The following is a 26913-nucleotide window of genomic DNA, read 5'->3' as shown; positions in this document are numbered from 1 at the left end:
ACCGAGTACTACGCGAACTGCGCCGCCGCCCGTGCCGCCGGGGTGGCCGGTGATGCTTGGCTGGTGGGGGCCGCGGTGTTCCGGCAGTCGGCCAGGACCCGGGCCATCGCATCGTGCTCGGCCCGGGTGACCCACAGCCCGTAGCTGGCCTTGACCGAGATCTGGCGGGCCACGTAATCGCAGCGGTAGGACTTGTTCGGCGGCAGCCAAGTGGCGGCGTCGCCGTCGCTCTTTTGCTGGTTGGCGGGGCCGTCTACCGCCAGCAGGTTCAGCGGATCGTTGGCGAAGGAGGCCCGCTGGGCCACGGTGAGCTCCTGGGCACCTTTCTGCCAGGCATCACTGAGGGCCACCACGTGGTCGATCTGGACCGCACTGCTGGTGCTGCTGCCGCGGAGGAAGCTGATCAGGGCTGCCGTGTAGGGGTCGTTCAGGATGCCGGAGAGGACAACGCAGTCCCCGGTGCCGGGCTTGAGGGCGAGATCACTCAGGTCCCGGCGGAGCATGTCGTTCCGGGTGTCGCAGCCGTTGCGGTCGACGTCAGCCCAGGCCTGGCCGAACTGATCGCGCGAGTAGCCCGTCTTGGGCGCCCGTCCCTTGACCGGAATCGTCGCCAGCAGGTCCAGGGCCTTGCCGGCGAAGGCCGGCTGCTGATGCGGCACGCTGGAGCCCGCACTGGCAGTGGGGGAAGGCCCGGGGTTCTGCGGGGATTCCCCGACCGTAGGCGCCGGCGAGGGGGCCGTGCTCCCGATGGTGGTCGGGGACGTGGTGGGGGCGGCGGCCGGGGCCGTCCCGGGGCTGGCGCAGGCCGTGGCGGAGATCAGGAACAGCCCCGCCAGTCCGGCCGCGATCCAGTCAACGGCACCTGGTTTGGCGGTGCCGCGCGTTTTGGCCGCGGGCTGATCGTCCCTGCCCGTCATGCCGCTGCGCTTGGTGTCCCTGTGCAATTCTTCCCCGTTTCGTGCAGTGGCCCCGTTGGCTGCGGGACGGCTTAAGACCGGTCCCAGCCTACCGGCGCCGGGCGACAATTCTGCGTCAGCGGACCCCTGGGCGGGACGCGGAGAAGATTGCCGGCGCGGCGCCTCCGCCGGTGGCGAGGTCGGCGAGGATCCGCCCGACGACGGGGGTGAATTTGAACCCGTGGCCGGAGAATCCCGCGCCGATCACGAGCGGTCCGATGCGGTCGAGGACGAAGTTTTCGTCCACGGTAGTGGTGTAGGTGCAGCTGACGTCGGTCAGGGAGTCGGCGTCGACGCCCGGGAGCCAGGTCCGGGCGTAGCGTTGCAGCGCCGCCATTTGCGCAGGCTCCGGCGTGAACGACCTCCGGTCCGGGTCCACCACCGGACCCACGCCGTGCCAGCCGGCCTTGATTCCCTCGCCCGGCGTCTGCATTCCGTAGACCGGCGAGTACCAGTCCGCGAACTCCGGGCCCTGGCCCGGGACATGGTTGAACCCGGGCCAGAGCGCGCCCTCGTCCCTGACGGCGAAGTGTGCTGGCTGTTCCTGTGTGACGGTGAGCCGGGGAAGGGACGCCAGCCCGCCCAGCAGTTTCGCGGTCCACGCGCCGGCCGTAACCACGGCCTGCCGGGCGGTCAGCACCTCGGTCCGGCCGCCGGCGTCCACGGTGAGCCGGACGCCGTCGTCCGCCACAGCGACATCCAGCACGGTGACCCGGTGCCGGATGTCCGCCCCGCGGCCCGCGGCGAGACGCTGCAGCACCGGAAGCGCGGCGTCGGGATTCAGCTGCCCGCCGTCGGGCATGTACAGCACCTCCTGGTCGAAGCGGATGCCGCGCCAGCGTTCGGCGGCGTCGGCAGCAGTCAGGAACTCGGCCCGCAGGCCGGCCCCCCGCAGGGCGTTCCGGATGTCGCCCAGCTGCGGATCGGTCCCGTGGTTCACGACGCCGGTGCGCGCCAGGAGTCGCTCGCCGCCGTCAGCTTCGAGCTCGTCCCACAGGCGGACCGCCTCGGCCAGCATCGCCACGTAGTCCGGACCGGCGTAGCCCGGGTTGAAGTTCCGCGTAGTGCCGTGGGAAGCGCCGTTGCGGTGCCCCGGGCTGAACTGCTCCAGCAGGGTCACGTCCCGGCCGCGGCTGGCCAGTGCCCAGGCGGCTGCCGAGCCCATGGCTCCGCCTCCGATGACGACGGTGTCAAGGTGGTGGGTCTTCAAGAGGTCCTCCGGATCGTTCGGGTTGCGGGAAGCGAGCGCGCGGCGGGGCCGGGGTCAGGTGAGGAGCAGGGCCACGACGATCATGGCAGGCACAGCCACTACGGTGGTGATCAGCACGGTGTCCCGGGCGACGGTGAGGCCGGTCCGGTAGCGGCTGGCGATCACAAATACGTTCTGCGCGGTGGGCAGGGCGGCGGCCACCACTACGGCGAAAAGGGCCTGGTCTTCGAGGTGCAGGACGAAGCGGGCGAAGGTGTAGGCCACCAGCGGATGCACCACCAGCTTGAAACCACAGGCCAGGAGCGTGTCGGCCCGGCGCCCGGCCGAGGCCTGCAGCGGCCGGGAACCGTTCAGGCTCATCCCGAAGGCGAGCAGCATGGCCGGAATGGCGGCCCCGCCAATCAGGTGGATGGGCTCCATCACCAGCGGAGGCACCTGCCATCCGCTTGCGGCCACTGCCAGGCCCAGGCCGGAGCCCACAATCATGGGATTCCGCAGGATCATCAGGACGAAGCTCAGCGGGGTAGTCCGGTGCGTGCTGGTGGTGGCGTCGAGGGCCATCAGGAACAGGGGAGTGAAGAAGGCCAATTGGAAGATCAGCAGTGGCGCCACGTAACTGGCATCCCCCAAAACGTATACGGCAATGGGGATGCCGAGGTTCGCGGAGTTGGCCAGCGAGGCGCTCATGGACGACGTCAGGGACTCCGGCAGGGAGCGCTTGAGCAGGAAGCGGACGACGACGAAGAAGAGGCCTGCCGTCGCAACGGCGCCGACGGCCGCTACCAGCAGCGGGGCGGCGAAGACGTCTTGGACTTTGGCTTTGCTGAGCGTCTCGAACAGCAGGGCCGGGCTGGCGACGAAGAAGGTGAGCGCGCTGAGCACGGAGCGGGCGTTCTCGCCCAGGATGCCGCGCCGGCCGACGAACATGCCCACCAGGATGATGCACCAGACCACGAAGAATCCGGCGAGAACGCCTAGCACGCGGCGGTCCGCGGCGCAGGCAGCGGGGGAAGGGTGGGACTCACCCCTCCAGAGTAATCAGCTTTATTGGTTCCCGGCGCGCCTGTTACGGCGGCGTCTGGTCCCGCATGCTTGTTACGGCCGCGCCTGTCACTCCGGCGTCCGTAATGGCGGCGTGCGCAGAGCCGTTAGTTCAGCGTGGCGTTGTTCAGGGCAAACGGCGGGCGCATGATTCCGGGGGTGTGGCCCTCCGCCGGGTCGTTGCCGATCTGGACAATCCTGTTGTCCTTGTCCACATGGACCACCTTGGGGCTGTAGGCCCTGGCCTCATCCGTGGTCATCTGGGCGTAGGTGATCAGGATGATGATGTCGTTCTCGTGCATGAGATGGGCGGCGGCACCGTTGATCCCGATCACGCCTGAACCGCGCTCGCCGGCAATCGTGTAGGTCTCCAGCCGGGCGCCGTTGGTGACGTCGACAATGGAGACCAGCTCGCCGGGGAGGATGTCGGCCGCTTCCAGCAGGTCCAGGTCCACGGTGACCGAACCGACATAGTGGAGGTCCGCGTGCGTGACCGTGGCGCGGTGGATTTTGGACTTGAATATTGTGCGATTCATAACGGGACCAGTCTAGCGCCGGCGCGCCGGCAGCGCTGTGAGCCAGCGAACACCGCCAGCTCAGCCGGCGGGCGGGATGGACGCCGCAGTCTCGGCCAGGATCTCCCGGGCCGCCAGGATTGCCGGGCGGGTGGCGCTGGAGCGCCGCACCGACGTGAAAATGGTCCGGTGCGGATCGCCCGGCAAGGTAATCAGCTGCGACGTCGTGCCCCTCCCAGTCCAGACGAGGTCCGGCATGAGGGCTACGGCGTTCCCGGACTCGATCAGCCGGATCTGGGCCTGGAGGTCAGCCGTCTCGAAGCGGACGTCGGGCTCGAACCCGGCGCTGCGGCAGGCCTGCTCGGCCCAATGCCGTGACGCCGCCCCGCGCGGCTCCATGACCCAGGCCAGCTCGGCGGTATCCGTGAGGGAGGTGATCACCGGGCGGCCGGGGCCACGCGGCGGAACGGCGAGGCGGATCGCATCGCTCGTGAGCCGGAGGCGGTCCAGTTCGGCATACCGCGGAGCCGCGTGTCCAGGGTACTGCTCGGCAATCACCAGATCGAAGTCGCGTGCCCAGGTCTCATGAAGTGCCGTCTCGGGTTCCCGCTGGGTCATTTCGATCCGCACCTCGGGGTAGCTGGACGCCATCCGGGTGAGGGCATCCGGCATCAGGGCCAGCGCCGCGGACTGGAAGACGGCGATACGGACTGTGCCCGTCACTGTGGTCAAGGAGGCTGCCAGATCAGCCTCGGCCTGTTCCAGCGTTTCCAGGAGCTGGGCCGTATGGGCCACCAGGACTTCGGCCTGCGGGGTCAGCTGGACGCGGCGGCCGGTCTTGCGAAGAAGTTCGACGCCGGCCTCCTTTTCCAGGAGGGCCAGCTGCTGCGATACCGAGGAAGGGCTGTACTGCAGCGCCTCGGCGACCTCGGCCAGGGTGCCCCGGATCTTCAGTTCGCGCAGAAGGCGCAACCGCCGGACATCCAGCATCGCTATTCCTTTTTGAATTCTAATGGTTATTGATTAGGAGAATTCACTTTATCTAATGCAATCCCGGTTGCATACTGTTGTCGTTAAGTAACCCCCATCACAGGGTGGATTGATGGGCGCCACACCTAAAAGCGGGAGACCCAGATGGCTACGAAAGACATAGACAGGTCGATCATGCGGCGCAAGCCGATCGACGACATCGAGGAAGAGAGCCTTCACAGCGGCTTGATGAAGAGCCTGGGGTTCTGGCAGCTGACGGCCATCGGCGTCGGCGGGATCATCGGCGTCGGCATTTTCTCCTTGGCGGGCCTCGTCGCCCACGGAAGCGAGTCCGAACCCGGCGTCGGCCCGGCAGTGCTTTTTTCCTTCCTGATCGCGGGGCTCGCCTCCGCGGCGGCCGCCCTGTCCTACGCGGAATTCGCCGGCATGATCCCGCGGGCGGGTTCGGCCTATACCTATGGCTACGTGGCGCTCGGCGAAATCATCGGCTGGTTCATCGGCTGGGACCTGCTGCTGGAGTACATCGCGATCGTGGCCGTCGTGGCCATCGGCATTTCCGGCTACTTCGATGCTTTCCTCTCCGGCATCGGCATCCACATGCCCGTCTGGATGACCGCGACGCCGGATGAGGGCACCGGGGGCATCGTCAACATCCCGGCGATCGCCGTCTGCCTTCTCGTGACCTGGATCCTGTCCCGCGGCACCAAGACCTTCGGACGGTTCGAGCTCATCGCGGTCGCGATCAAGGTCATCCTGATCCTGTTCATCATTGGTCTCGGCATCTTCTACATCGATACCGGAAACTACAACCCGTTTATGCCCAGCGGCTTCGGTCCGGTCGTGGCGGGAGCTGCCACGGTGTTCTTCGCCGTGTTCGGGTACGACGCGATGAGTACCGCCGCGGAAGAGGCGCAGGACGGCAAGAAGCACATGCCGAAGGCCATCATCATGTCCCTCATCATCGCGATGCTTCTGTACGTCGCCGCAACCCTGGTGCTCACCGGCATGCAGAACTACCAGGAGATCGACCCCAAGGCCGGCTTCGCCTCCGCATTCAACAGCGTGGGTTTGCCGGTCATCGCCACCATCATCTCGGTCTTCGCCGTGCTGTCCATCCTGACCGTGATGCTCACCTTCCTGCTCGGTGTCACCCGCGTCTGGTTCTCGATGAGCCGCGACGGGCTGCTTCCCGGCTGGTTCTCCAAGACGGACCGCCACGGCACGCCGCAGCGCGTCACCTGGATCGCAGGCGTCGCCTCCGCTCTGCTGGCCGGCGTATTCCCGATCAAGGCCGTCGCCGACCTGACCAACATCGGCATCCTGGCCGCGTTCGTCGTCGTCTGCACCGCGGTCATCGTGTTCCGCTATAAGAAGCCCGATGCCCCGCGGACCTTCCGGCTTCCCCTGATGCCGCTGGTTCCGGCCTTCGGTGTCCTGGCCTCTGCGTTCCTGATGCTCCAGCTGCACTGGGAGACCTGGGTCCGCTTCGGCGTCTGGCTGATCATCGGCCTGATCATCTACTTCGGCTACGGCCGCAAGCATTCGCTGATGAACCCGGACAGCCCGCGGCACGAGGAACTCGTGGAGATGCACCGCCCCCTCAGCTAGCCGCGCCCCACCCGAGATGCGCTATCACTTTGGGCTCCCATTCACGCCGTTTGGGAGCCAAAAAGTGATAGCGCATCCGCGTGTTTGGGGTGGGTTGCGTCCGGGCCGGGACCGTTCGATTTTCCTAACCAGTATTGCTCAGAAAACATCGCTTTATCTTATGAAAATCGGGTCGCATACTGAATCTTGAACGGTCCATACTTTGAGAAAGAACGAGTACCAGCCATGACGAACATTTCAACGGAGTCCGGCGTGCACACTGGCAGCGAAGCCGGGCGCGCACCCGTTTCGGAAGGCTCGCCGGTCCTTGAGGCCGCAGCACTGGCCGAGGAGACCATCGGGCTGGTACGCCACTGGCTCACCGAGGCAGCGAAGGTCCCGGTCGATGCCTCCGCCGAGCAGCTCGCCGGTGTCCTGAAGGATCCCAACGGACTTGACTTCACCGTCGGGTTCGTCGACGGCGTCGTCCGCCCCGAGGACCTGCAGGTCGCCGCCCGGAACCTCGCCGCACTGGCCCCGAAAGTCCCGGCCTTCCTGCCCTGGTACATGCGCAGCGCCGTCCGCCTCGGCGGCACCGTGGCGCCGGTCCTGCCCCAGGTGGTCATCCCGATTGCCCGCCGTGTGCTCCGTGAAATGGTGGGCCACCTCATCGTCGACGCCACCGACGCCAAGCTGGGCCCCGCCATCGCGAAGATCCGCAAGGACGGCATCAAGCTCAACGTCAATCTCCTCGGCGAGGCCGTGCTGGGCGAACATGAGGCCTCCCGCCGCCTCGAGGGAACCCACAAGCTCCTGTCCCGCCCCGACGTCGACTACGTCTCCATCAAGGTCTCCTCCACCGTTGCCCCCCACTCTCCTTGGGCCTTCGATGAGGCCGTGGAGCACGTGGTGGAGAAGCTCACCCCGCTCTTCAGCCGCGCAGCCTCCTTCGCCAGCGGCGGCCAGGCCAAGTTCATCAACCTGGACATGGAGGAGTACAAGGACCTGGACATGACCATCGCGGTCTTCACCCGGATCCTGGACAAGCCCGAATTCAAGGACCTCGAGGCCGGCATCGTGCTGCAGGCCTACCTCCCGGACGCGCTCGCCGCCATGATCCGACTGCAGGACTGGGCCGCCGCCCGCCGCGCCGACGGCGGCGCGGCCATCAAGGTCCGCGTCGTTAAGGGCGCCAACCTGCCGATGGAACAGGTCGAGGCGTCCCTGCACGACTGGCCGCTGGCCACCTGGAACACCAAGCAGGACTCCGACACCAACTACAAGCGCGTCATCAACTACTCCCTGCACCCGGACCGGATCCGCAACATCCGCATCGGCGTCGCCGGCCACAACCTCTTCGACATCGCCTTCGCCTGGCTGCTCGCGAAACAGCGCGGCATCGAATCCGGCATCGAATTCGAGATGCTGCTCGGCATGGCCCAGGGCCAGGCCGAAGCCGTCAAGAAGGATGTCGGCTCGCTGCTGCTCTACACCCCGGTGGTCCACCCTGCCGAGTTCGACGTCGCGATCGCCTACCTGATCCGCCGGCTCGAGGAAGGCGCCAGCCAGGACAACTTCATGTCCGCGGTTTTCGAGCTCAGCGAAAACGAAGCCCTCTTCGACCGTGAGAAGCAGCGCTTCCTCGCCTCGCTCGCCAAGCTCGACGACGAGGTCCCGCCGCCCAACCGCCGGCAGAACCGCAGCCTTCCGGCCGAGCCGATGCCGCACGATTCCTTCGAGAACACACCGGACACCGACCCCTCGCTGCCGGCCAACCGCGACTGGGGACGTGCCATCCTGGAGCGGGTCCCCTCCTCCACCCTCGGCAACGCCGCCGTCGAGGCCGCCACGATCAACGACGAGGCGACCCTCAACGCGGTCATCGACACGGCCCTCGAGGAGGGCAAGGCCTGGGGCGCACTCTCCGGTGACGAGCGTGCGGCGATCCTGCACCGCGCCGGCGACGTCCTGGAGGCCCGCCGCGCCGACCTCCTCGAGGTCATGGCCAGCGAAACCGGCAAGACCATCGACCAGGGCGACCCGGAAGTCAGCGAGGCAGTCGACTTCGCGCACTACTACGCCGAAGCGGCCCGCAAGCTCGACGACGTCGACGGCGCCACGTTCGTCCCCGCGAAGCTCACCGTGGTGACGCCGCCGTGGAACTTCCCGGTGGCCATCCCCGCCGGCTCCACGCTCGCGGCCCTCGCCGCCGGGTCCGCCGTCGTCATCAAGCCCGCCAAGCAGGCGCGGCGCAGCGGTGCCGTGATGATCGAAGCGCTCTGGGAAGCCGGCGTCCCGCGCGACGTGCTCACCATGGTCCAGCTGGGCGAGCGTGAGCTGGGCCGGCAGCTGATCTCCCACCCCGCGGTGGACCGCGTCATCCTCACCGGAGGCTACGAGACCGCGGAACTGTTCCGTTCCTTCCGCCAGGACCTGCCATTGCTGGCCGAGACCAGCGGCAAGAACGCCATCATCGTCACCCCGAGCGCCGACCTTGACCTCGCAGCCAAGGACGTGGCGTACTCCGCGTTCGGCCACGCCGGGCAGAAGTGCTCCGCGGCCTCCCTGGTGATCCTGGTGGGATCAGTCGCCACGTCCAGGCGCTTCCACAACCAGCTGATCGATGCCGTCACCTCGCTCAAGGTGGGCTACCCCGAGGATCCCGCGAGCCAGATGGGTCCGATCATCGAACCCGCCAACGGCAAACTCCTCAACGCACTCACCACCCTGGGCGAAGGCGAAAGCTGGGCCGTCGAGCCCCGGAAGCTGGACGGCACGGGCAAGCTCTGGAGCCCGGGCGTCCGCTCCGGCGTCCGCCGCGGTTCCTACTTCCACCTCACCGAGTTCTTCGGCCCCGTCCTGGGTGTGATGACCGCGGAAACCCTTGAGGAGGCCATCGCCATCCAGAACCAGATCGAGTACGGACTCACCTCCGGGCTGCACTCGCTGAACCCGGAGGAAGTGGGCCTCTGGCTGGACACCGTCCAGGCCGGCAACCTGTACGTCAACCGCGGCATCACCGGCGCCATCGTGCAGCGCCAGCCCTTCGGCGGCTGGAAGAAATCCGCCGTCGGGGCCGGCACCAAGGCCGGCGGACCCAACTACCTCGTCGGGCTCGGCGAATGGGTCAGCGCTCCCAGCACCGCGGCCGGGGCCCCGGCGCACGCGGGTGTCCGCCGGATCGAACAGGCGGCCCGGGACTTCCTGGACGCCGTCGAGCTGGAATCGCTGGAGCGTGCCCTGGCGTCCGACGCCCTCGCCTGGGGTGAGGAATTCGGCACGGCCAAAGACGTCTCCGGGCTGAGCGCCGAACGGAACGTCTTCCGCTACCGCGCGCTTCCCGTCACGGTGCGGCTTTCCGAGGGCGAGCCCCTCGCCCGTTTGGTCCGCACGGTCTCCGCCGGTGTCCTGGCAGGCTCCGCGCTGACCGTGTCCACCGCCGTCGAGCTCCCCGCCCGGCTGCGCACCGTACTCTCCGGCCTCGGCATCGATGCCACCGTGGAGAACGACGCCGACTGGCTGGCCTCCGCGGGCAGGCTGGCCGGCGCGGCCAGGCTCGCCACTTCACGGATCCGGCTCATCGGCGGCAACGCCAAGGCACTGGCCGAGGCGACCGGCGGACGTCCCGACCTGGCGATCTACTCCCACCCGGTCACCGAAGCCGGACGCGTTGAGCTGCTGCCGTTCCTGCATGAGCAGGCCATCAGCATCACGGCGCACCGCTTTGGGACGCCCAACTTCATCTCGGAAGGCCTGATCTAGGACACGCCCCGCTGTTCTGACTCCTCACGGGGAGACACAAACGAGCCGGGCGGCCACCCTCCAATGGTGGCCGCCCGGCTCGTTGTCTTTGGGAGCTCGTCGCCTGCGGGAGCTCGCCGCCCGCGGCTCAGCCGAAATACCAGCCGGGCGGAACCCACGAAGCGGGCACCGCGTGCGCGGAGAAGTCGTCGCAACCGGAGCAGAAGTACGTGACTTCGCCCAGTTTGTTGATGGAACCGTCCCTGTGATGGGTCGCAGGGACAAAAGTCTCAAGGTAGATGAACTCGTCGGTCCCGCAGCGCTCGCAATACGGGCTGCCGACATACTCGGCCTCAACCAGGGTGGTGGGATGCGGGTCAAGGCGTCCGAGGCTGGGGTGTTTAGCGGCAGTGCCGCGGTGTACGGCCTGGGTGAACGTGCCCACGGGCTTGAGGCTGCGGGCTGTCGATGTTGGGGGAGTGTGGGGTCGGTTTATGGCTGGCGTCATTGTCGGCCTATCCCGAACGCCTTCCGGAGGGCCGCCGCACGGCAGGCACACAGGACAGCGTTCGTTACTCGAATCGTTGTCATAGGCCTCTGCTTGACCTTCAACACCCTCAAGGATATGTCAGGAATCCGAGTGGATCAATGGTATGCGTAAGTACGCAATCCGAGTAGGTACATCGCCGGGTACGCAGGTCCCGGGGGACCGCCGTCCCGCTGAAGCGACGTCCGCGGCCCTTCACGCGGGGCGTTTGAGGGTCCGGCCCGCGATCGTCTGGGTCAAGGCCTCGATCACCTCGGTATTGGCCAGCGGGTTGCGGATCAGGGTGAAATCGACGTCGCCCACTGGCGGCAGCTCGAAACGCCGGGTGATGATCTTCAGGTCCTCCGGCACCAGTGAGGACGGCATAACCGCCACTCCGATGCCGGCCCGGACCGCGGCCAGCACGCCGCTGATCTGCCGCGTGGTGCAGGTGATGCGCCAGGTCCGGCCAGCGGATTCAAGGGCGTCGATGGCCAGCTTCCGGCTCAGGCTGGGGGAGGGGTACGCGATCAGCGGCACGGGCTCGGCCGGGTCCAGCGAGGTTTGCTCCAGGCCCACCCAGGCGAAGGAGTCCTGCTGCACCACCGTGCCGTCTTTGGCCCCGGCCACCCACTTGACGAAAACAAGGTCCAGCTGGCCGGCGTTGAGCCGTTTGTAGAGCTGGTCGCTCTGGCCCACGGTCAGTTCCAGGTTGATCTGCGGGTAGACCTGCCGGAACTCCCGCAGGATCCTCGGCAGGCCCGTGATCGCAAGGTCGTCCGCCGTGCCGAAGCGCAACCGGCCGCGCATGGCCGAACCGGAGAAGTAGCGGGAGGCGGCATCGTGGGCGGACAGGATGCTGCGGGCGAAGCCGGCCATGGCGTCCCCATTGTCGGTCAGGCGCACATCCCGGGTGTCCCGGGTCACCAGGACCCGTTTCGCGGCGGTCTCGAGCTTGCGCACATGCTGGCTGACCGTCGGCTGCGCGAGGCCAAGGCGTTCGGCGGCCTTGGTGAAGCTCAGCGTTTCGGCCACTGCCAGGAAGGATCGCAGCTGTGCCGGTTCGAACATGCGGGCTCCTGACCTGCGGCGAACTCTCGCCGCATTGCGTTCCGTAATGCTAGTTATGCGGTGAATAATCTTCCATAATCCGCTGCGGCCAGCCTAGCGTTAAGGCATCCCACTCACCCGCCCCCTTGAGGACTTTCCCGTGGCACCCCCTCCGCCCTTAGAGGCCAACGTCATTGCGCTGCCAGACACCAGCACCGCCCCACTCGCCGTCGTTAATGAGCCGCTGCCGTGGCGGCACACCTTCATTTCGCTGAAAGTCCGCAATTTCCGAATCTTCGCGATCGGGCACTTCATTGCCGTCATCGCCCTCTGGATGCAGCGGATTGCCCAGGACTGGCTGGTGCTCCAGCTCTCCGGTTCCGTCACCGCCGTCGGGATTACGGTGGCACTGCAGTTCCTACCCTCGCTGATCCTTGGCCCGTGGGGAGGCATGATGGCGGACCGTTTTGCGAAGCGCAAGATCCTGCTGCTGTGCCAGTCAGCGGCCGCGGTGCTGGCGGCCATCCTCGCGGTGCTGGCGCTCACCCAGCGGATCGAGGTCTGGCACGTCTACGTGATCGCCCTGACCCTGGGCCTGGTCACGGTGCTGGACCAACCCGCCCGCCAGGTCTTCGTCAACGAGCTCGTGGGGCCGGCCTACCTCCGGAACGCCATCAGCGTGAACTCCACAACGTTCCAGCTTGGCGGCCTGATCGGTCCGGCGCTCGCCGGGCTGCTGCTCACGGCTGTGGGCGCCGGCTGGGCATTCGCAGCCAACGCCGTCGCCTGCTGCTCCACCGTCGCGATGCTGCTCACGCTGCGGAAGGACCAGCTGCATATCAGCGCCCCGGTGCCCAAACGCAAGGGCATGCTGCGGGAAGGGCTGAATTACGCCCTGAGCAAGCCCACCATCTACTGGCCCTGGCTGATGGCCGGTTTTGTCGCAGTATTCGCGATGAGCCTGCCGGTGCTGCTGGCCGCCTTCGCGGACCGCGTGTACGACGCCGGCGCCGGCGGCTACGGCCTGCTGAACGCCCTCGTGGCACTCGGGGCGCTGGCCGGGGCGATCACGTCCGCCCGACGGCGCGAACTGCGCTTGCGCTCGGTGATGCTGGGGGCCGGCATGTACGGGCTCATGCTGTGCCTGGCCTCGCTGGCGCACTCCATGCTGTGGTTCGGGGTGGCGATGGTGCTGGCCGGGTTCTGGTGCCTCATGTTCCTGACCGCGGCCAACCAGCTGGTGCAGATCAGCTCCAATATGGCCATCCGCGGACGCGTTATGAGCCTGTACATCATGGTGCTGATCGGCGGGCAGGCCATCGGCGGGCCGATGATCGGCTGGCTGGCCGAGCACGTTGATCCGCACACGGCCATCCTGGTCTCCGGCGGGGTGCCGGCGCTTGCAGCGGCGACGGTCGCCGTCGTGCTGGCACGCAAGGACCAGCTGATGCTCAAGGTGGACCTGAAAGACCGGCGCAGGCTGCTGAAGATTGTCCGGAACCAGGGCCGGCCGGGGGCGGCTGCCACGCCATAGCCTTCTGCGCCGGTTTCCGCACCGAATTCTGCACCGAAATAGGACAGCCGCTGCGTGGATCCACGCCGCGGCTGTCCTCACTCGTCGCGGAAACCCACAGAGGTGCCGCAACCCGGAAACCGGGCGTTAGTCCGTCAGCGTCAGGTGCGGGTACTCCGCTCCCCGCTGCTGGAACTGCAGCACATCCGGGTTGAGGACCACGCCGTCGCGGATTTCGATCGCGCGGCGGATGGTCTCGTTCGCGGTCCAGGCCTCGGGGCCGGTGATTACGGTTTCCAGGAACGGCAGCAGCGCCTCGCTGATCTCCCAGCTGGACGAGTTCCACAGGTAGGACGGGCTGTGGTCCACTGCGTAGTAATCGATGTGGTCCCCGACCTTGAACATCGGCTCCGCGAATGTGGTGGTTTTCGCCCAGCTGAAGCCCATGCCCTCGTCGCAGGAGACATCCACAATCAGGCTGCCGGGACGGAACGCGTCCAGGTCATCGGTGCGCAGGTACGTCAGCGGCGCGTTCGGGTCCTGCAGGGTGCAATTGACCACGATGTCGCGCTCGGCGAGGAACGGCGCGAGCGGCACACGGCCGCGCTCGGTGATGACCTCGCTGAGGAACGGCGCTTTGTCGGCGTGGTCGAACTGCGCGATGCGTACCGAGTGGATGGGGGAGCCCACCGCGGCGACGCCGCGATTGGTCAGCACCTGGACGTCGTGGATGCCGTGGGCGTTGAGGGCGGTCACCGCGCCGCGGGCCGTTGCCCCGAAGCCGATCACTACGGCGCTCAGGCGTCGGCCGTAGTCGCCACTGGAACCGGTCAACGCCAGGGCGTGCAGGACCGAGCAGTAGCCGGCCAGCTCGTTGTTCTTGTGGAACACGTGCAGGCCGAAGCCGCCGTCGCTGGCCCAGTGGTTCATCGCTTCGAAGGCGATGAGGGTGAGCTTCTTGTCGATCGCCAGCTGGGTGATGGCCCGGTCCTGGACGCAGTGCGGCCAACCCCAGAGGACCTGCCCGTCCCGCAGTTCGGCGAGGTCTTCGGGTTGCGGTTTGGGCAGGAGAACGACGTCGGCCTCGGCCAGCAGCTGCGTGCGGGGGACGATGCGCCCCACGAGCGGTGCCAGTTGGGCGTCCGAGACGCCGAAACGCTCGCCGTAGCCCTCCTCCAGGAGCATCTGCTGCCGGAGTTCCGGGGCGATGCGGTCAAGGTGGAGGGGGTGGATCGGGAGGCGCCGCTCGTCAGGCTTCCGCGTGCTGGCAAGGACTCCCAGGGTGAGAAGGTTCAAGGTGCCGCTCACTTCTTTTTGGGACTCGCAGGCTTGGAGCTGGTGGCCTTTTCCAGGGAGCTGGGCGGCGCTGCGGCGCTCCTCTTATCGGCGCGCTTTTCCTTGATGGACTTGCCGGATTTCTTGGATGCTGCTTGACGGGGGGACTTGTCAGCCATGATCGCTCCTGTAGCGGAACCGAAGAGGTTCCTGACTTCGAACGATACAGGTAGCGACCTAACGGCTTCGGGGACGTCCGCCGGACGGCGTTCTGCAGGGTGGGATCTGCACGGCGAGGTTTTGCAGGGGAGTTGGAGCGGCTGACGGGAATCGAACCCGCGTATCAAGCTTGGGAAGCTAGCGCTCTACCATTGAGCTACAGCCGCAGTGGGACTAGCCAGAATGCTGGGCCTGGTCCCTTGGAACAACGAGATTTACCTTACCCCAGCCGCGGGCGTTCTCCGAACAGGTCGCGCGGCGGGAATCGTGGGCCGCGCACTGCACGGTTTGCCACATATGGCCGTTAAGCCGCCCGGCTGAGCGGCCATATGTGGCGAACGGGCGGGGCGGCCCGCAGCGGGGCCCTGGCCGTACGAGCTGGCCGCGGCTTCGCCGGACCCTGCATGCGTCACCAGCGGAGCGTCATGGCCGTCGCGGCGCCCGGACCTCTATAGCCTAGATCCATGACTGTTCTCCCGAGGGAAGGCCGACGGTGGTAAAAGACCCCGTGCTACCGCTGGACGCCGACCCCGTGCTGCCGCTGGACGCCGAAACGGATGCCGGATTGGCCGCCGACCCCGCAGGCGAATCCGCCGTTCCTCGGCCGACCCCTCGGCACCAGCAGCTCATCGTTACGATCTACGGCCTCTACGGGCGGCCCAACGGCGGCGCACTGCCCGTCTCGGCGCTGATTTCCATGCTGGACGATCTCGGCGTCGAGTCTTCCGGAGTGCGGTCCTCCGTGTCCCGGCTCAAGCGCCGCGGTGTGCTGGAAAGTGTGAGGCAGGGCGGCGTGGCCGCCTACCGGCTGGCCCCCAACCTGGAGGATGTCTTCCAGGAGGGCGACCGCCGCATCTTTTCGCCGCGTCGGGCGACGGCGGCCGACCGGTGGCTCCTCATCGCCTTCTCCGTCCCGGAATCCCAGCGCCACCTCCGCCACCAGCTGCGCAGCACGCTGACGCGGATGGGCTTCGGCTCCGTGACGCCCGGGCTCTGGATTGCCCCGGGCAACACCTACGAGGACATCAGCCACCAGCTCGAGCGGGCAGGACTGACGGAATACGTGGAGTTCTTCAAGGCCGAGCACCTGACCGCCGGGGACGTCAAGGACAAGGTTTCCCGCTGGTGGGACCTGCCGGCTTTGGAATCCCTCTACGCGGAATTCATCGAACGCTTCGCTCCCGTCCTGGACCGCTGGGAATCACCGGGCGCACCGGCGCCGGGGCCCGACGCCGACCGGTCCGCCTTCGCGGACTACGTCCAGTTGCTCACCCAGTGGCGCCGGCTGCCGTATCTGGACCCGGGCCTGCCGGAGGAGTTCCTGCCGCAGGGCTGGCACGGGCTGACCGCGGAGCGGATTTTCGCGGAACTCCACCGTCTCCTGAACGGCCCGGCCCGCCAGCATGCCGAGCGGCTGCTGGGGGCCACGGGCAGTTCCGGAACTGCGTAGCGTTAACCCTCCCGCTTAGCCCTGGCCAGACACGACGGCGATGGCCTGGATCTCGATCAGCGCCTCGGCCTGCCATAGCCGCGTCACGCCGACGCCGGCCATCGCGGGATAGTCGGTGCCTGCCATCTCGCGCCAGATCCGCCCGATTTCGCGGCCGTTTTTCTGGTAGTCCTCGACGTCGGTGAGATAGATGGTGACGTTGACCAGGTCAGAGGGCATGCCTCCGGCTTCGGCCAGGGTGGTGAGGACGTTGGAGAAACACTGGCGGAACTGCTCCACGATGCCGCCGGGAACAATGTCCCCGTTGCTGTCCATGGCCGTCTGGCCGCCCAGGTACACGGTGTTGCCGGCCAGGATGCCGTGGGCGAAGCCGGAGGGTTTGGCCAGCGCTGCGGGGTTGATGACCTTGTGGTTCATGGTGGCTCCTCATTGAGTCGGCGGTGCTGTGGAAATCCAAGGGTTGGAACTGCGAACGGGCGGATCCGGCACATCTGCCGGTCTACCCAAACTGGTGAATCCGTGTTAACTTGAGCATATGTGACGACCGTAAAAATGTCGACATACCCTCTCGGGGGATGGCATAGTTTGCACGTCACCGGAATCGGCAATGGGGCCTGTTCCGCAGTCGAACCGGAAGTGAAGAATCATGCGCCTTGCGACCGTCATTACGGCAGCCCGCGACGCCAGCGGTGGCCCCGCCACCCGCGCCGCCGTCCAGTCCGGGGAGCGTTTTGTGCTCCTGCCCGCACGCGACCTCAGTGAACTGCTGGGAAGCGCAGGCTGGCGGGAGCAGGCAGCTGCGGCCGTTGCCGCCGCGGAAAATTCCGACGGCGTCCCGGGCGGCTCCATTCCCGCACATGACGCCCGGTTCGCCACCGTGCTGCCGCGCCCGTCCAAGGTCATCTGCTGCGGCCTGAACTACGCGGACCACATTGCGGAAATGGGCCGGGAGATGCCGGAATATCCCACCCTGTTCGCCAAGTACGCGGACACGCTGATCGGCGACGGCGAGGTCATCGACGCCGCCGGGCACGGCGCCAAGGTTGACTGGGAAGCCGAACTGGCGGTCGTCGTCGGAGCCCCGCTCAAGAATGCGTCGCCGGAGGAGGCCGCCGCCGCGATCGCCGGCTACACCGTGGCGAACGACATCTCCCTGCGCGACTGGCAGAGCCGCACCCTGCAGTGGTTCCAGGGCAAGGCCTTCGACCGCACCACCCCGCTGGGTCCCGTGCTGGTGACCCCGGACGAATGCGACCCCGAAGCCGGCGTCCGGGTCCGCTGCCTGGTCAACGGCGAAGAGGTCCAGAACGGCAACACCAAGACCCTCGTCTTTACCGCGGCCGCGCTACTGTCCTACATCTCCACCTTCACCCGGCTGAGCCCCGGCGACGTGGTCCTCACCGGCACCCCCGGCGGCGTGGGCATGGGGGCCAACCCGCCGCGCTTCCTGCACGACGGCGACGTCGTCACCACCGAAGTCGAGGGCATCGGCACCCTCACCAACACGGTCCGTCTCTAATCCCAGCAAGCCACCAAGCAGACCCGCCATACAGAGAGGTATCACCATGACAGAACAGATCACCGAACATGTTGTCCCCGTCGTGACCCGCAAGGGCGCCGAGCACCGCGACACCGGCCAGTCCGGCGGGGCCGTCCGGATCTCCGGCGTCAGCACGCAGCACACCCCTGCTACAAAGATTTGGTACGGCCAGGTCAGCAACGAACCCGGCTACCGCTCCTTCCCGCACCACCACGGCGAAGCCGAGACCGGCGGTTACGTGCTCCGCGGCCACGGCCGGATCTACTTCGGCGAGGACTACAAGGAATTCATCGACATGACCGAGGGCGACTGGGTCTTCGTCCCGCCGTATATGCCGCACGTCGAAGCGAACATGAGCGTCACTGAGGAACTCGTCTGGCTCACCGCACGCACCCCGGAGAACATCGTGGTGAACCTCGACGACGTCGACGACTCCACCCTCGAAGGGTACCGCCGGGTATGAATCCCACTTCGGAAATCCTCCTGTCCGCCCTCGAACTGACGCCGGTGGAGCCGGACTTCCTCGACGAGGCCTACACCGCCACCACACAGTACGTGCCGTGGCCCAAGGCGTACGGCGGGGACATGGTGGCCCAGGCCGCCGCCGCGGCGATGCGCTCGGTGGGGGACGACCGCTCGCTGCACTCGATGCACAGTTACTTCATGCGGCCCGCGGATATCGGCGCGGAGGTCCGCTACGAGGTGGAACGCCTCCGCGACGGACGTGGCTACTCCACTCGGCAGGTCCGCGCCTACCAGGGCGGCAGGACCGTCTACGTGGCCATGGCCTCCTTCCACGCGGAGGAGGCAGGCGAGGAATTCGCCCGTGCCATGCCGGCCGGGATCCCGGATCCGGAGTCGCTGCCGTCCTCGGCCGACGTGCTCGACGGCGTCGAAGGCGACGCCGCGGCCTACTGGTCCGGCGGCCGCAGCTTCGACATGCGGCACGTTCCGGGGGCTGTCTACCTCAGCGTCGAGGGGGAGCAGGTGCCGCACCAGGCCGTCTGGGTGAAGGCGTTCGACCGGCTGCCGGATGACCCGGACCTGCAGCGAGCCGCCCTGGCCTACGTCTGTGACTACACCATCCTGGAACCGGTGCTCCGGGTGCACGGCTACGCCTGGGGCGATCCGGGCCTGGTTACGGCCAGCCTGGACCACGCCATGTGGTTCCACCGTGAAGGCCGGGTGGACGACTGGCTGCTCTACGTGCAGGAAGCCGTTTCCGCCCAGGCCAGCCGCGGCCTGGCGCAAGGACACTTCTACGACCGGCAGGGCCGGCTCCTCGCCACCGTGGTGCAGGAAGGCATGATCCGGATGTCGACTGCTCCGTAGCTGCCCTTTTGGGCCGCCAAAACGGCCGTTTCGGAGCAATCGATGAGCTCTTCCCCTCTTATCAATGACGATATGAAAGGTCTGCAATGGAACTGACGCCCTCGGCGCACCGGGACACCTTTGCACGTGACAATCTGCCCCCGGCGGAGCAGTGGCCCGCGCTGGAGTTCACCCTCCCGGAACTGCAGTACCCGCAGCAGCTCAACGCCGCCACCGCGCTGATTGACGACGCCGTCCGCAGTTTCGGTGCCGACCGCCCGGCCCTGCTCACCCCCGACGGCGGTTCCTGGAGCTACGGGGAACTGCAGCGCCGCGCCAACCAGGTGGCCCAGGTCCTTGTCGAGGACTTCGGGATCGTCCCCGGGAACCGCGTCATGCTGCGCTCGCCGAACAACCCGTGGCTCGTCGCGGCCTGGCTCGGGGTGCTCAAGGCCGGCGCGGTGGCGGTCACCATCATGCCGGCCCTGCGCGGCAACGAGATCCGGACCCTGCTGGAACTGACCCGGCCGGCCGCCGCCCTGTGCGACAGCAGGTTCCTCGATGATCTGGCCGAGGCCGCCGGAAACGACGTGCCGGTGCTGGCCATGGGGGGCAGCACCGGCACGGACCTCGACGCCCGCTGCGCCGCCAAGAGCGGCGAATTCACCGACGTCGCGACGGCGGCGGACGACGTCGCGCTGCTGGGCCCGACGTCGGGCACCACCGGGACGCCGAAGATCACCATGCACTTCCACCGGGACATCCTCGCCAACGCGGACACCTTCGCCCGGCACGTCCTGGCGCCGACGCCGGACGACGTCTTCGCGGGCTCCCCGCCGCTGGCCTTCACCTTCGGACTGGGCGGCCTGGTGGTTTTCCCGCTGCGCTTCGGCGCCGCCGCGCTGCTGACCGAACGCGCCACCCCGCTGGAGCTGGCGCAGGCCGTGCACGCGGCGCAGGCCACCATCCTGTTCACCGCCCCGACCGCCTACAAGGCCATCCTCAAGGAAGGCGCCGAGGGGCTCCTCGCCAGCCTCCGCACCGCCGTCTCGGCCGGCGAGCACCTGCCGGCCGAAACCTGGCGCGCCGTCCATGAACGCACCGGGCTGAAGCTGGTCAACGGCATCGGCGCCACCGAAATGCTGCACGTCTTCATCTCCGCGGCAGGGGACGATATCCGCGCCGGTGCCACCGGAACGGCCGTCCCCGGTTACCGGGCCACCATCCTGGACGAGGTCGGCCGGGAACTCGGCCCGAACGCCGTCGGACGCCTCGCAGTCATCGGCCCCACCGGCTGCCGCTATCTCAACGACTCCCGCCAGGAGGACTACGTCGTCAACGGCTGGAACGTCACCGGAGACACCTTCAGCCGGGACGACGACGGCTACTTCTACTACCAGGCACGCTCCGACAACATGATCGTGTCCTCCGGCTACAACATCGGCGCCCCGGAGGTCGAAGCGGCCATTGACCAGCACCCGGACGTGATGGAGAACGCCGTGGTGGGCCGGCCCGACCCGGAGCGCGGCAGCGTAGTCTGCGCCTTCATCGTGCTGCGCGAGGGCGTCGAGGCCGATGACGCGAAGCGCAAGGAAATCCAGGACTTCGTCAAGCAGGCCATCGCCCCGTACAAGTACCCGCGCCAGGTGAACTTTGTTGACGGCCTGCCCCGCAACCCCAGCGGCAAACTCCAGCACTTCCGGCTGCGTGAACAGCTGGCCGCTGACACCGCCGCCCCCGAACACCAGAACGTTTGAGAGGCACCACATGAAAATTGCAATCATCGGCGGCGGTCCGGGCGGACTGTACTTCGCCGCACTCATGAAGCAGCTGGACCCGAACCACGACGTCACGGTCTGGGAACGCAACGCCGCGAGCGACACCTTCGGCTTCGGCGTCGTCTTCAGCGACGAGACCCTCGGCGGAATCGGCAACGCGGACACCGTGATCGCCGAGTACATGTCCGAGCGCTTCGCCCGCTGGACCGACATCGACATCCACTTCCAGGGTCAGCAGCACACCGTCGGCGGCCAGGGCTTCGCCGCCATGAGCCGCAAGGAGCTGCTCGAGCTGCTGCAGCGGCGCTGCGCCGAACTCGGTGTCGACCTGCGGTTCAGCACGCTGGCGCCCGACGTCGAGGAACTCAGCCGGGACTACGACCTGGTGCTCGCTGCGGACGGCCTGAACTCCGCCGTCCGCTCCCGCTTCGCCGAGGTCTTCCGGCCCAGCCTGGACGTCCGCAAGTCCAAGTACATGTGGCTCGGCACCGACCTCGTCTTCGAGGCATTCAAGTTCTTCGTCAAGGACACCGAGCACGGCGTGATGCAGATCCACGGCTACCCTTACTCGGACGAGGGCAGCACCTTCATCGTCGAAATGCACGAGGACGTCTGGCGCAACGCCGGCTTCGACGCTACCGAGCACCAGCCGTTCCGGCCCGGAGAAAGCGACGAGGCGGCCGTGGACGCCATCCGCACAATTTTCGCCGAGGAGCTCGAGGGCCACGAGGTCCTGGTCAACAACTCCAAGTGGATCAACTTCACCACGGTCCGCAACGAGTCCTGGCGGCACGGCAACATCGTGCTCCTCGGCGACGCCGCCCACACGGCGCACTTCTCCATCGGGTCCGGCACCAAGCTGGCCATGGAGGACTCCCTCGCGCTGGCGGCCTGCCTGCACGAGCACTCCGAGCTTGAGGCCGCCCTGGAGGCGTACGAAACGGAGCGCCGGCCGGTGGTCGAATCCACCCAGCGCGCCGCGCAGGCCTCGCTGGAATGGTTCGAGAACATCGGCATGTACAAGGACCAGAACCCGGTGCAGTTCTGCTTCAACCTGCTCACCCGGAGCCGCCGGATCACGTACGACAACCTCAAACTGCGCGACCCCGAGTTCGCCGCCCGGGTGGATGAGGAATTCGCCCGCACGCAGGGCATTGTGGGCAGCGCCCCGGCCATGTTCCAGCCGTACCGGATCGGCGGGCTGGAACTGAAGAACCGGATCGTCGTCTCACCGATGGACATGTACTCCGCCACCGACGGCGTCCCGGGCAACTTCCACCTGGTCCACCTGGGGAGCAAGGCCCTTGGCGGCGCCGGCCTGGTGATGACCGAAATGGTCTGCGTATCGGAGACCGGGCGCATCACGCCGGGCTGTAGCGGCCTCTACACCGAGGCCCAGCAGGAGAGCTGGCGAGAGATCGTCGACTTCGTGCACAGCCGTTCGACGGCGGCGATCGGCGCCCAGCTGGGGCACTCCGGCCGGAAAGGCTCCACCAAACTCATGTGGGAAGGCATCGACGAGCCGCTCCCCGAGGGCGGCTGGGAGCCGGTGGGCCCCTCGGCCGTCCCCTACGGCCCGGACAGCCCGGCGCCGCGCGAAATCAGCCGCGCCGAAATGGACCAGGTCCGGGACGAGTTCGTAGCCGCGACCGTGCGTGCGGCCGCCGCGGGCTTCGACCTGCTGGAGCTGCACTGCGCACACGGCTACCTGCTCTCCTCATTCCTCTCGCCGCTGGCCAACCGGCGCGGCGACGAATACGGCGGATCGCTCGAGAACCGGCTGCGTTACCCGCTGGAGGTGTTCGACGCCGTCCGCGCCGCGTGGCCCGCTGACAGGCCGCTCACCGTCAGGCTTTCGGCGACGGACTGGGCCCCCGGCGGCAACGACGAGCACGACGCCGTCGCGATCGCCCGGGCGTTCGTGGAGCACGGCGCCGACGGCGTGGACGTCTCCTCCGGCCAGGTGGTCAAGGAGGAGAAACCCGCCTACGGCCGCAGCTACCAGACCCCGTTCGCGGACCGCATCCGGCAGGAGGTGGCCCACAAGGCAGGCGTGGCGGTGATCGCCGTCGGGGCCGTGTCCTCCTACGACGACGTCAACTCGATCCTGCTGGCGGGCCGCGCGGACCTCTGCGCCCTAGGCCGCACGCACCTGTTTGATCCGCAGTGGACCCTGCATGCGGCGATCGAGCAGGACTACCGCGGGCCAGGCGCCGACTGGCCGCAGCAGTTCCGGGCCGGCAGCCGGAAGCCGCCGGCGGCCCGCACCGACGCGGTCCGGCCCCGGCTGGCGCTCGTGCGGGAGCCGGAGACCGCCGAGCTGCCCACCCACCTGCGCTGGACGCCGGCGAAAGTGCCGGCGTCGGTATAGGCGGCCGGGAGAACCGGCTGGAGAACCGCTGTCCGGCGCCTCAACGGTGCGGTGCCGGGCAGCGTCCCCGGCGGCTCAGTCCTGGCTGGAACCCCCGCGGGCGGTGACTTTGGCCGCAATTTCCGCCGGCCACGGGGTGGCCGCCGTGCCGCCCTGGGCCACATGGGCCGTGACGAACGATCCGTGGGCGGCGAGGACGCGGGGTTCGCCCCGGAACTCCTCGCCCCACACTTCAAAGCTGAACGTCATGGACGTGCGGCCGATTTTCTCCACCACTACGGTGGTGGTGACCTGCTGGCCGAAGTACAACTTCGCCCGGTAGTTGAGCTCGTGGCGAACCCGCGGCGCCAACGGGAAATACTCCGGCAGCTCCAGGTCCCGGAACAGCTTGGCCTCGCAGGCCTCGACAAAGCGGAGCACCGCCGAGTTGTGCTGGTGCCCCGCGGCATCCGTATCCACCCATTCAATGGTCCGGACCAGAGTTGCCGTCGCGGCAGCGCGGGGGAGGGACTGGGTGGAGTTCATGGATGCCGCCTGGAAGTTCGAAGAGCAATTCAGCAACAGAGCAGAGCAACACGGCAGTCAACAGCGCAGTACTCAACCGGTGCATTACTCAATGGAAGGTAAGTCCATGGTAGTAGCTTCATACGTTTCCCCCGGCGCCGTGGAGGCGCCCCGGGAGTCCTCCGGCACGGTCCAGCAGGTGGCCGGGACCGTCGCCCAGCTCGTTGGCCGGACCCTGGCGGGGCTCGGCGTCGGGCATGTCTTCGGCGTGGTCGGCAGCGGCAACTTCGAGGTCACCAACGCCCTCCGCGAGGCCGGGGTGCCGTTCACCGCAGCCCGGCACGAAGGCGGCGCCGCCACAATGGCCGACGCCTACGCCCGGATGTCGGGCCGGGTGGGGGTGGTCAGCACCCACCAGGGCTGCGGGCTGAGCAACGCCGTTACCGGGATCGGGGAAGCCGCCAAGAGCCGCACGCCGCTGATCGTGCTGACCGCCGACACCCAGGCCTCCGCGGTCCGTTCCAACTTCAAAATCGACCAGGACGCCCTCGCCCGGAGCGTCGGAGCCGTGAGCGAACGCATCCACTCCCCGGCCACCGCCGTCGCGGACACCCTCCGTTCGTTCCGCACGGCGCGGAACGAACGCCGCACCGTGGTGCTCAACCTGCCCCTCGACGTCCAGTCCGCGCCGGCACCGGGGCAGGCGCTGGCCGCGCACCCCGCAGCAGTCGCCGACGCCCAGCCGGTCCGCCCCGCGGCCACCAGCGTCCGGCGCCTGGCGCACCTGATCTACGCCGCGGAACGCCCGGTCTTTGTGGCAGGCCGGGGGGCCCGGAACGCGCGGGAGGAACTGCTGGGCCTTGCCGCCCACTCCGGTGCGCTGGTGGCCACGTCCGCAGTGGCCAACGGGCTGTTCCACGACGAGGAGTTCAACCTCGGAATCTCCGGCGGATTCTCCTCACCGCTCAGCGCCGAGCTGATCCAGGGCGCCGACCTGATTGTTGGTTGGGGCTGTGCCTTGAATATGTGGACCATGCGGCACGGCCACCTCATCTCGGACGGGACGGCCGTGGTGCAGGTCGACGTCGAGGATTCCGCTCTCGGCGCCAACCGGCACGTCGACCTGGGGGTGGTCGGGGATGCCGCGCTGACCGCCGCGGATGTCCTCGCGGAGCTGCGGACGCTGCAGCCCGACCCGGCCGAGCGGTACCGCACCCCGCGGAACGCCGCGGCCATCGCGGAACGCTCGCGCTGGAACGACGTTGAAACGCCGGACCTCTCCGGCGGTGGACGGATCGACCCCCGGGTGCTGAGCCGCGAACTGGACGCGATCCTGCCTGCGGAACGGATCGTCTCGATCGACTCCGGCAACTTCATGGGCTATCCCAGCACCTATCTGAAGGTCCCGGATGAGTTCGGCTTCTGTTTCACTCAGGCCTTCCAGTCGATCGGGCTGGGGCTGTCCACAGCGATCGGGGCCGCGCTGGCCCGGCCGGACCGCTTGCCGGTGCTGGGCGCCGGGGACGGCGGATTCCTGATGGGCATCAGCGAACTGGAGACCGCGGTCCGGCTGGGCCTGCCACTTGTCTGCATCATCTACAACGACGCCGGCTACGGCGCGGAAGTCCACCACTTCGGCGCCGCGCACGACGGCGGCTCCGCCGTTGATCTCGGCACTGTCACGTTCCCGGACACGGACATCGCCGCGATCGCCCGGGGCTTCGGTGCGGACGCCGTGACGGTGCGCGGCGTGGCCGATCTTGAGGACGTCCGTGCCTGGGTGGGAGCGCGTCCCTCCCGTCCGCTGGTCATCGATGCCAAGATCGCCTCCGACGGCGGCGCCTGGTGGCTCGCCGAGGCGTTCAAGGGCCACTGACGGTCCCATTACTGGCTGACGATCGTTACACAAACGATATATGCTGATTTGTTTACTGTCGGAATCAAAGCGTGACGCAGTGGGCACAGCATGTGAGCTACCACACATTCCCATGACATCTCAACGAGAGGTACATCCATGACGCAGTCAATGTCGACTGAGTTGCGCAGCGAAGCCGCACCTCGCTGGAAGGGCCACGCGGTCCTCATCCTGTGCTTCGTGGCCATAGTTTTTGATGGCTACGACCTGGTGGTTTACGGCTCCACCGTCCCCACCATCCTGAAGTTCCAGGACTGGGGCGTCACCCCCGGGCAGGCAGGCCTGATCGGCAGCCTCGCCCTGGTCGGGATGCTGATCGGCACGCTCTCCGTCGGCATCCTGACCGACAAACTGGGCCGCCGCCGCATCATGCTTGCCTGCATCGCGTGGTTCTCCACGTGCATGCTGCTCACGGCCTTCGCGCCGTCCGCCGAGGTCTTCGGCTTCCTGCGCTTCCTGACCGGCCTCGGTCTGGGCGGCATCGTGCCGACCTGCATTGCGCTGACGGTCGAATACGCCCGCAAGGAGCGCCGCCAGATCGCCAACGCCGTGATGTTCAGCGGGTACTCGGTGGGCGGCGTCGGCGCGTCGCTGCTCGCCATCAACCTCCTGCAGCACATCGACTTCCGCTGGATGTACGCCATCGGCGCCCTGCCGCTGGTCACCCTGCTCCCTATCGCCTGGAAGCTCCTCCCCGAGTCGGTGGCATACCTGGCCCGCAAGCAGCGCATTGAAGAAGCCAAAGCCACCGCGGACCGCTACGGCCTGGTCTACTCGGACATCGTCACCGCCGAGGACGTCAAGACCGGCGCCGAAGCGCCCAAATCCGCCATGAAGACCCTGTTCACTCGCAAGTGGGTCCGTTCCACGATCCTGTTCGCACTCGCAAACTTCTGCGGGCTGCTGCTGGTCTACGGGCTGAACACCTGGCTCCCGCAGATCATGCGCCAGGCCGGTTTCCAGCTCGGGGATGCCCTGACGTTCCTGCTGGTCCTCAACGCGGGCGCGATCGTCGGCTCCATCAGCGCCTCCGTGCTGGCGGACAAGATCGGCATCCGCAAGGTGGTGACGGCATCCTTCCTGCTGGCCTTCGTGGCCATCCTCATGCTCAGCCTCCAGCTGCCGCTGGCCATGCTGCTCGTGATCGTCGCCTTCGCCGGCCTCGGCTCCGTGGGAACCCAGATCCTGGTGGGCGGCTACTGCGCCACCCACTACCCGCAGTCCCTGAGCGCCACAGCCCTGAGCTGGTCCCTTGGCATTGGACGCATCGGCGCCATCTGCGGACCGCTGATCGGCGGGCTGATCGCCGGCATGGCCTTCGGCTGGCAGCTGAACTTCTACATGTTCGCGGCCTTCGCTGTCATCGGCGCCATTGTGGTGTTCTCGGTGCCGAAGCTCACCGACAAATAGCCGCCCGACCT

The 26913-nt window shown here is 67.5% G+C and carries 22 protein-coding genes and 1 tRNA gene; 11 read left to right on the top strand and 12 right to left on the bottom strand.

Annotated features, from left to right (window positions below; all coding sequences use genetic code 11):
* Nucleotides 1–8: 8 nt before the first annotated feature.
* The 5 genes from AC6EUH_RS12170 to AC6EUH_RS12150 all read right to left on the bottom strand — a co-directional run bounded on the left by AC6EUH_RS12170 (nucleotide 9) and on the right by AC6EUH_RS12150 (nucleotide 4712).
* Nucleotides 9–917, bottom strand: a complete 909-nt coding sequence (locus AC6EUH_RS12170) for an HNH endonuclease family protein (protein ID WP_499738784.1) — start codon at nucleotides 915–917, stop codon at nucleotides 9–11.
* Between the two features lie 115 nt (nucleotides 918–1032).
* A complete protein-coding gene (locus tag AC6EUH_RS12165) occupies nucleotides 1033–2166 on the bottom strand; it encodes an FAD-dependent oxidoreductase (protein ID WP_499738783.1) in 1134 nt (377 codons plus the stop codon).
* 54 nt (nucleotides 2167–2220) lie between these two features.
* Nucleotides 2221–3147: an AEC family transporter gene (locus tag AC6EUH_RS12160; protein ID WP_056430947.1), complete on the bottom strand. Its 927-nt coding sequence runs from the start codon at nucleotides 3145–3147 to the stop codon at nucleotides 2221–2223.
* Between the two features lie 167 nt (nucleotides 3148–3314).
* Complete coding sequence (panD, locus tag AC6EUH_RS12155; RefSeq protein ID WP_186329117.1) at nucleotides 3315–3743, bottom strand: aspartate 1-decarboxylase; 429 nt, start codon at nucleotides 3741–3743, stop codon at nucleotides 3315–3317.
* A 60-nt stretch (nucleotides 3744–3803) separates the two neighbouring features.
* Nucleotides 3804–4712 (bottom strand): LysR family transcriptional regulator, encoded by a 909-nt coding sequence (locus AC6EUH_RS12150; RefSeq protein ID WP_056430944.1) that lies wholly within the window; start codon nucleotides 4710–4712, stop codon nucleotides 3804–3806.
* Between the two features lie 144 nt (nucleotides 4713–4856).
* Between AC6EUH_RS12150 and AC6EUH_RS12145 the strand changes: the two genes are divergently transcribed.
* Nucleotides 4857–6320, top strand: coding sequence for an amino acid permease (locus AC6EUH_RS12145; protein ID WP_056430941.1), 1464 nt, complete (start codon nucleotides 4857–4859; stop codon nucleotides 6318–6320).
* A gap of 225 nt (nucleotides 6321–6545) precedes the next feature.
* A complete protein-coding gene (locus AC6EUH_RS12140) occupies nucleotides 6546–10061 on the top strand; it encodes a bifunctional proline dehydrogenase/L-glutamate gamma-semialdehyde dehydrogenase (RefSeq protein ID WP_499738782.1) in 3516 nt (1171 codons plus the stop codon).
* Nucleotides 10062–10188: 127 nt separating this feature from the next.
* On the opposite strand, the gene AC6EUH_RS12135 is transcribed toward AC6EUH_RS12140, so the two are convergent.
* Together AC6EUH_RS12135 and AC6EUH_RS12130 are read right to left on the bottom strand one after the other, a co-directional pair.
* Nucleotides 10189–10485, bottom strand: a complete 297-nt coding sequence (locus AC6EUH_RS12135) for a hypothetical protein (protein ID WP_082492723.1) — start codon at nucleotides 10483–10485, stop codon at nucleotides 10189–10191.
* A 297-nt stretch (nucleotides 10486–10782) separates the two neighbouring features.
* Complete coding sequence (locus AC6EUH_RS12130) at nucleotides 10783–11637, bottom strand: LysR substrate-binding domain-containing protein (RefSeq protein WP_499738781.1); 855 nt, start codon at nucleotides 11635–11637, stop codon at nucleotides 10783–10785.
* Nucleotides 11638–11776: 139 nt separating this feature from the next.
* On the opposite strand from AC6EUH_RS12130, the gene AC6EUH_RS12125 reads away from it, so the two are divergent.
* Nucleotides 11777–13150 (top strand): MFS transporter, encoded by a 1374-nt coding sequence (locus AC6EUH_RS12125; protein WP_499738780.1) that lies wholly within the window; start codon nucleotides 11777–11779, stop codon nucleotides 13148–13150.
* Between the two features lie 126 nt (nucleotides 13151–13276).
* Here AC6EUH_RS12125 and AC6EUH_RS12120 read toward each other — a convergent pair whose 3' ends face one another.
* The 3 genes from AC6EUH_RS12120 to AC6EUH_RS12110 all read right to left on the bottom strand — a co-directional run bounded on the left by AC6EUH_RS12120 (nucleotide 13277) and on the right by AC6EUH_RS12110 (nucleotide 14790).
* Entirely contained in the window at nucleotides 13277–14425 is a 1149-nt protein-coding gene (locus AC6EUH_RS12120) for a N(5)-(carboxyethyl)ornithine synthase (RefSeq protein ID WP_499738779.1), read from the bottom strand.
* Between the two features lie 8 nt (nucleotides 14426–14433).
* A complete protein-coding gene (locus tag AC6EUH_RS12115) occupies nucleotides 14434–14583 on the bottom strand; it encodes a hypothetical protein (RefSeq protein ID WP_200913051.1) in 150 nt (49 codons plus the stop codon).
* 133 nt (nucleotides 14584–14716) lie between these two features.
* Nucleotides 14717–14790 (bottom strand) — tRNA-Gly (locus AC6EUH_RS12110).
* A 326-nt stretch (nucleotides 14791–15116) separates the two neighbouring features.
* Here AC6EUH_RS12110 and AC6EUH_RS12105 point away from each other — a divergent pair.
* Nucleotides 15117–16073, top strand: a complete 957-nt coding sequence (locus AC6EUH_RS12105) for a PaaX family transcriptional regulator (RefSeq protein WP_499738778.1) — start codon at nucleotides 15117–15119, stop codon at nucleotides 16071–16073.
* A 15-nt stretch (nucleotides 16074–16088) separates the two neighbouring features.
* On the opposite strand, the gene AC6EUH_RS12100 is transcribed toward AC6EUH_RS12105, so the two are convergent.
* Nucleotides 16089–16490: a RidA family protein gene (locus AC6EUH_RS12100; RefSeq protein ID WP_144671750.1), complete on the bottom strand. Its 402-nt coding sequence runs from the start codon at nucleotides 16488–16490 to the stop codon at nucleotides 16089–16091.
* A 229-nt stretch (nucleotides 16491–16719) separates the two neighbouring features.
* Here AC6EUH_RS12100 and AC6EUH_RS12095 point away from each other — a divergent pair, with 229 nt between their 5' ends.
* The 5 genes from AC6EUH_RS12095 (at nucleotide 16720) to AC6EUH_RS12075 (ending at nucleotide 23073) form a co-directional block, all read left to right on the top strand.
* On the top strand, nucleotides 16720–17592 hold the full coding sequence (locus AC6EUH_RS12095; protein WP_499738777.1) for a fumarylacetoacetate hydrolase family protein: 873 nt from the start codon (nucleotides 16720–16722) through the stop codon (nucleotides 17590–17592).
* A 46-nt stretch (nucleotides 17593–17638) separates the two neighbouring features.
* Nucleotides 17639–18076 carry a cupin domain-containing protein gene (locus AC6EUH_RS12090; protein WP_056430914.1) on the top strand — a complete coding sequence of 146 codons (438 nt, stop codon included), beginning with the start codon at nucleotides 17639–17641 and terminating at the stop codon, nucleotides 18074–18076.
* Nucleotides 18073–18945: an acyl-CoA thioesterase gene (locus AC6EUH_RS12085; RefSeq protein WP_499738776.1), complete on the top strand. Its 873-nt coding sequence runs from the start codon at nucleotides 18073–18075 to the stop codon at nucleotides 18943–18945. Before AC6EUH_RS12090 ends, AC6EUH_RS12085 begins: the two co-directional genes overlap by 4 nt.
* Nucleotides 18946–19031: 86 nt before the next feature.
* A complete protein-coding gene (locus AC6EUH_RS12080; protein WP_499738775.1) occupies nucleotides 19032–20681 on the top strand; it encodes an AMP-binding protein in 1650 nt (549 codons plus the stop codon).
* Nucleotides 20682–20691: 10 nt separating this feature from the next.
* The gene (locus AC6EUH_RS12075; RefSeq protein ID WP_499738774.1) at nucleotides 20692–23073 is read left to right on the top strand and encodes a bifunctional salicylyl-CoA 5-hydroxylase/oxidoreductase; all 2382 of its coding nucleotides are present in this window, start codon (nucleotides 20692–20694) and stop codon (nucleotides 23071–23073) included.
* A gap of 75 nt (nucleotides 23074–23148) precedes the next feature.
* Here the strand turns inward: AC6EUH_RS12075 and AC6EUH_RS12070 are convergent, their stop codons facing one another.
* Nucleotides 23149–23598, bottom strand: coding sequence for an acyl-CoA thioesterase (locus tag AC6EUH_RS12070; protein ID WP_499738773.1), 450 nt, complete (start codon nucleotides 23596–23598; stop codon nucleotides 23149–23151).
* A gap of 106 nt (nucleotides 23599–23704) precedes the next feature.
* Between AC6EUH_RS12070 and AC6EUH_RS12065 the strand changes: the two genes are divergently transcribed.
* On the top strand, nucleotides 23705–25453 hold the full coding sequence (locus AC6EUH_RS12065) for a thiamine pyrophosphate-binding protein (protein WP_499738772.1): 1749 nt from the start codon (nucleotides 23705–23707) through the stop codon (nucleotides 25451–25453).
* A 138-nt stretch (nucleotides 25454–25591) separates the two neighbouring features.
* A complete protein-coding gene (locus AC6EUH_RS12060) occupies nucleotides 25592–26902 on the top strand; it encodes an MFS transporter (RefSeq protein ID WP_499738771.1) in 1311 nt (436 codons plus the stop codon).
* The last annotated feature ends 11 nt before the right edge of the window (nucleotides 26903–26913 follow it).

This window comes from Arthrobacter sp. 001422645 (assembly GCF_059816125.1).
This window is presented reverse-complemented; position numbering and strand designations above follow the sequence as displayed.

Coding starts and splice junctions, on each gene's coding strand:
- AC6EUH_RS12145 (WP_056430941.1), top strand. CDS start 4,857: ATGGCTACGAAAGACATAGACAGGTCGATCATGCGGCGCAAGCCGATC.
- AC6EUH_RS12170 (WP_499738784.1), bottom strand. CDS start 917: ATGACGGGCAGGGACGATCAGCCCGCGGCCAAAACGCGCGGCACCGCC.
- AC6EUH_RS12070 (WP_499738773.1), bottom strand. CDS start 23,598: ATGAACTCCACCCAGTCCCTCCCCCGCGCTGCCGCGACGGCAACTCTG.
- AC6EUH_RS12095 (WP_499738777.1), top strand. CDS start 16,720: ATGCGCCTTGCGACCGTCATTACGGCAGCCCGCGACGCCAGCGGTGGC.
- AC6EUH_RS12080 (WP_499738775.1), top strand. CDS start 19,032: ATGGAACTGACGCCCTCGGCGCACCGGGACACCTTTGCACGTGACAAT.
- AC6EUH_RS12085 (WP_499738776.1), top strand. CDS start 18,073: ATGAATCCCACTTCGGAAATCCTCCTGTCCGCCCTCGAACTGACGCCG.
- AC6EUH_RS12140 (WP_499738782.1), top strand. CDS start 6,546: ATGACGAACATTTCAACGGAGTCCGGCGTGCACACTGGCAGCGAAGCC.
- panD (WP_186329117.1), bottom strand. CDS start 3,743: ATGAATCGCACAATATTCAAGTCCAAAATCCACCGCGCCACGGTCACG.
- AC6EUH_RS12060 (WP_499738771.1), top strand. CDS start 25,592: ATGACGCAGTCAATGTCGACTGAGTTGCGCAGCGAAGCCGCACCTCGC.
- AC6EUH_RS12090 (WP_056430914.1), top strand. CDS start 17,639: ATGACAGAACAGATCACCGAACATGTTGTCCCCGTCGTGACCCGCAAG.
- AC6EUH_RS12075 (WP_499738774.1), top strand. CDS start 20,692: ATGAAAATTGCAATCATCGGCGGCGGTCCGGGCGGACTGTACTTCGCC.
- AC6EUH_RS12065 (WP_499738772.1), top strand. CDS start 23,705: ATGGTAGTAGCTTCATACGTTTCCCCCGGCGCCGTGGAGGCGCCCCGG.
- AC6EUH_RS12130 (WP_499738781.1), bottom strand. CDS start 11,637: ATGTTCGAACCGGCACAGCTGCGATCCTTCCTGGCAGTGGCCGAAACG.
- AC6EUH_RS12115 (WP_200913051.1), bottom strand. CDS start 14,583: ATGGCTGACAAGTCCCCCCGTCAAGCAGCATCCAAGAAATCCGGCAAG.
- AC6EUH_RS12100 (WP_144671750.1), bottom strand. CDS start 16,490: ATGAACCACAAGGTCATCAACCCCGCAGCGCTGGCCAAACCCTCCGGC.
- AC6EUH_RS12150 (WP_056430944.1), bottom strand. CDS start 4,712: ATGCTGGATGTCCGGCGGTTGCGCCTTCTGCGCGAACTGAAGATCCGG.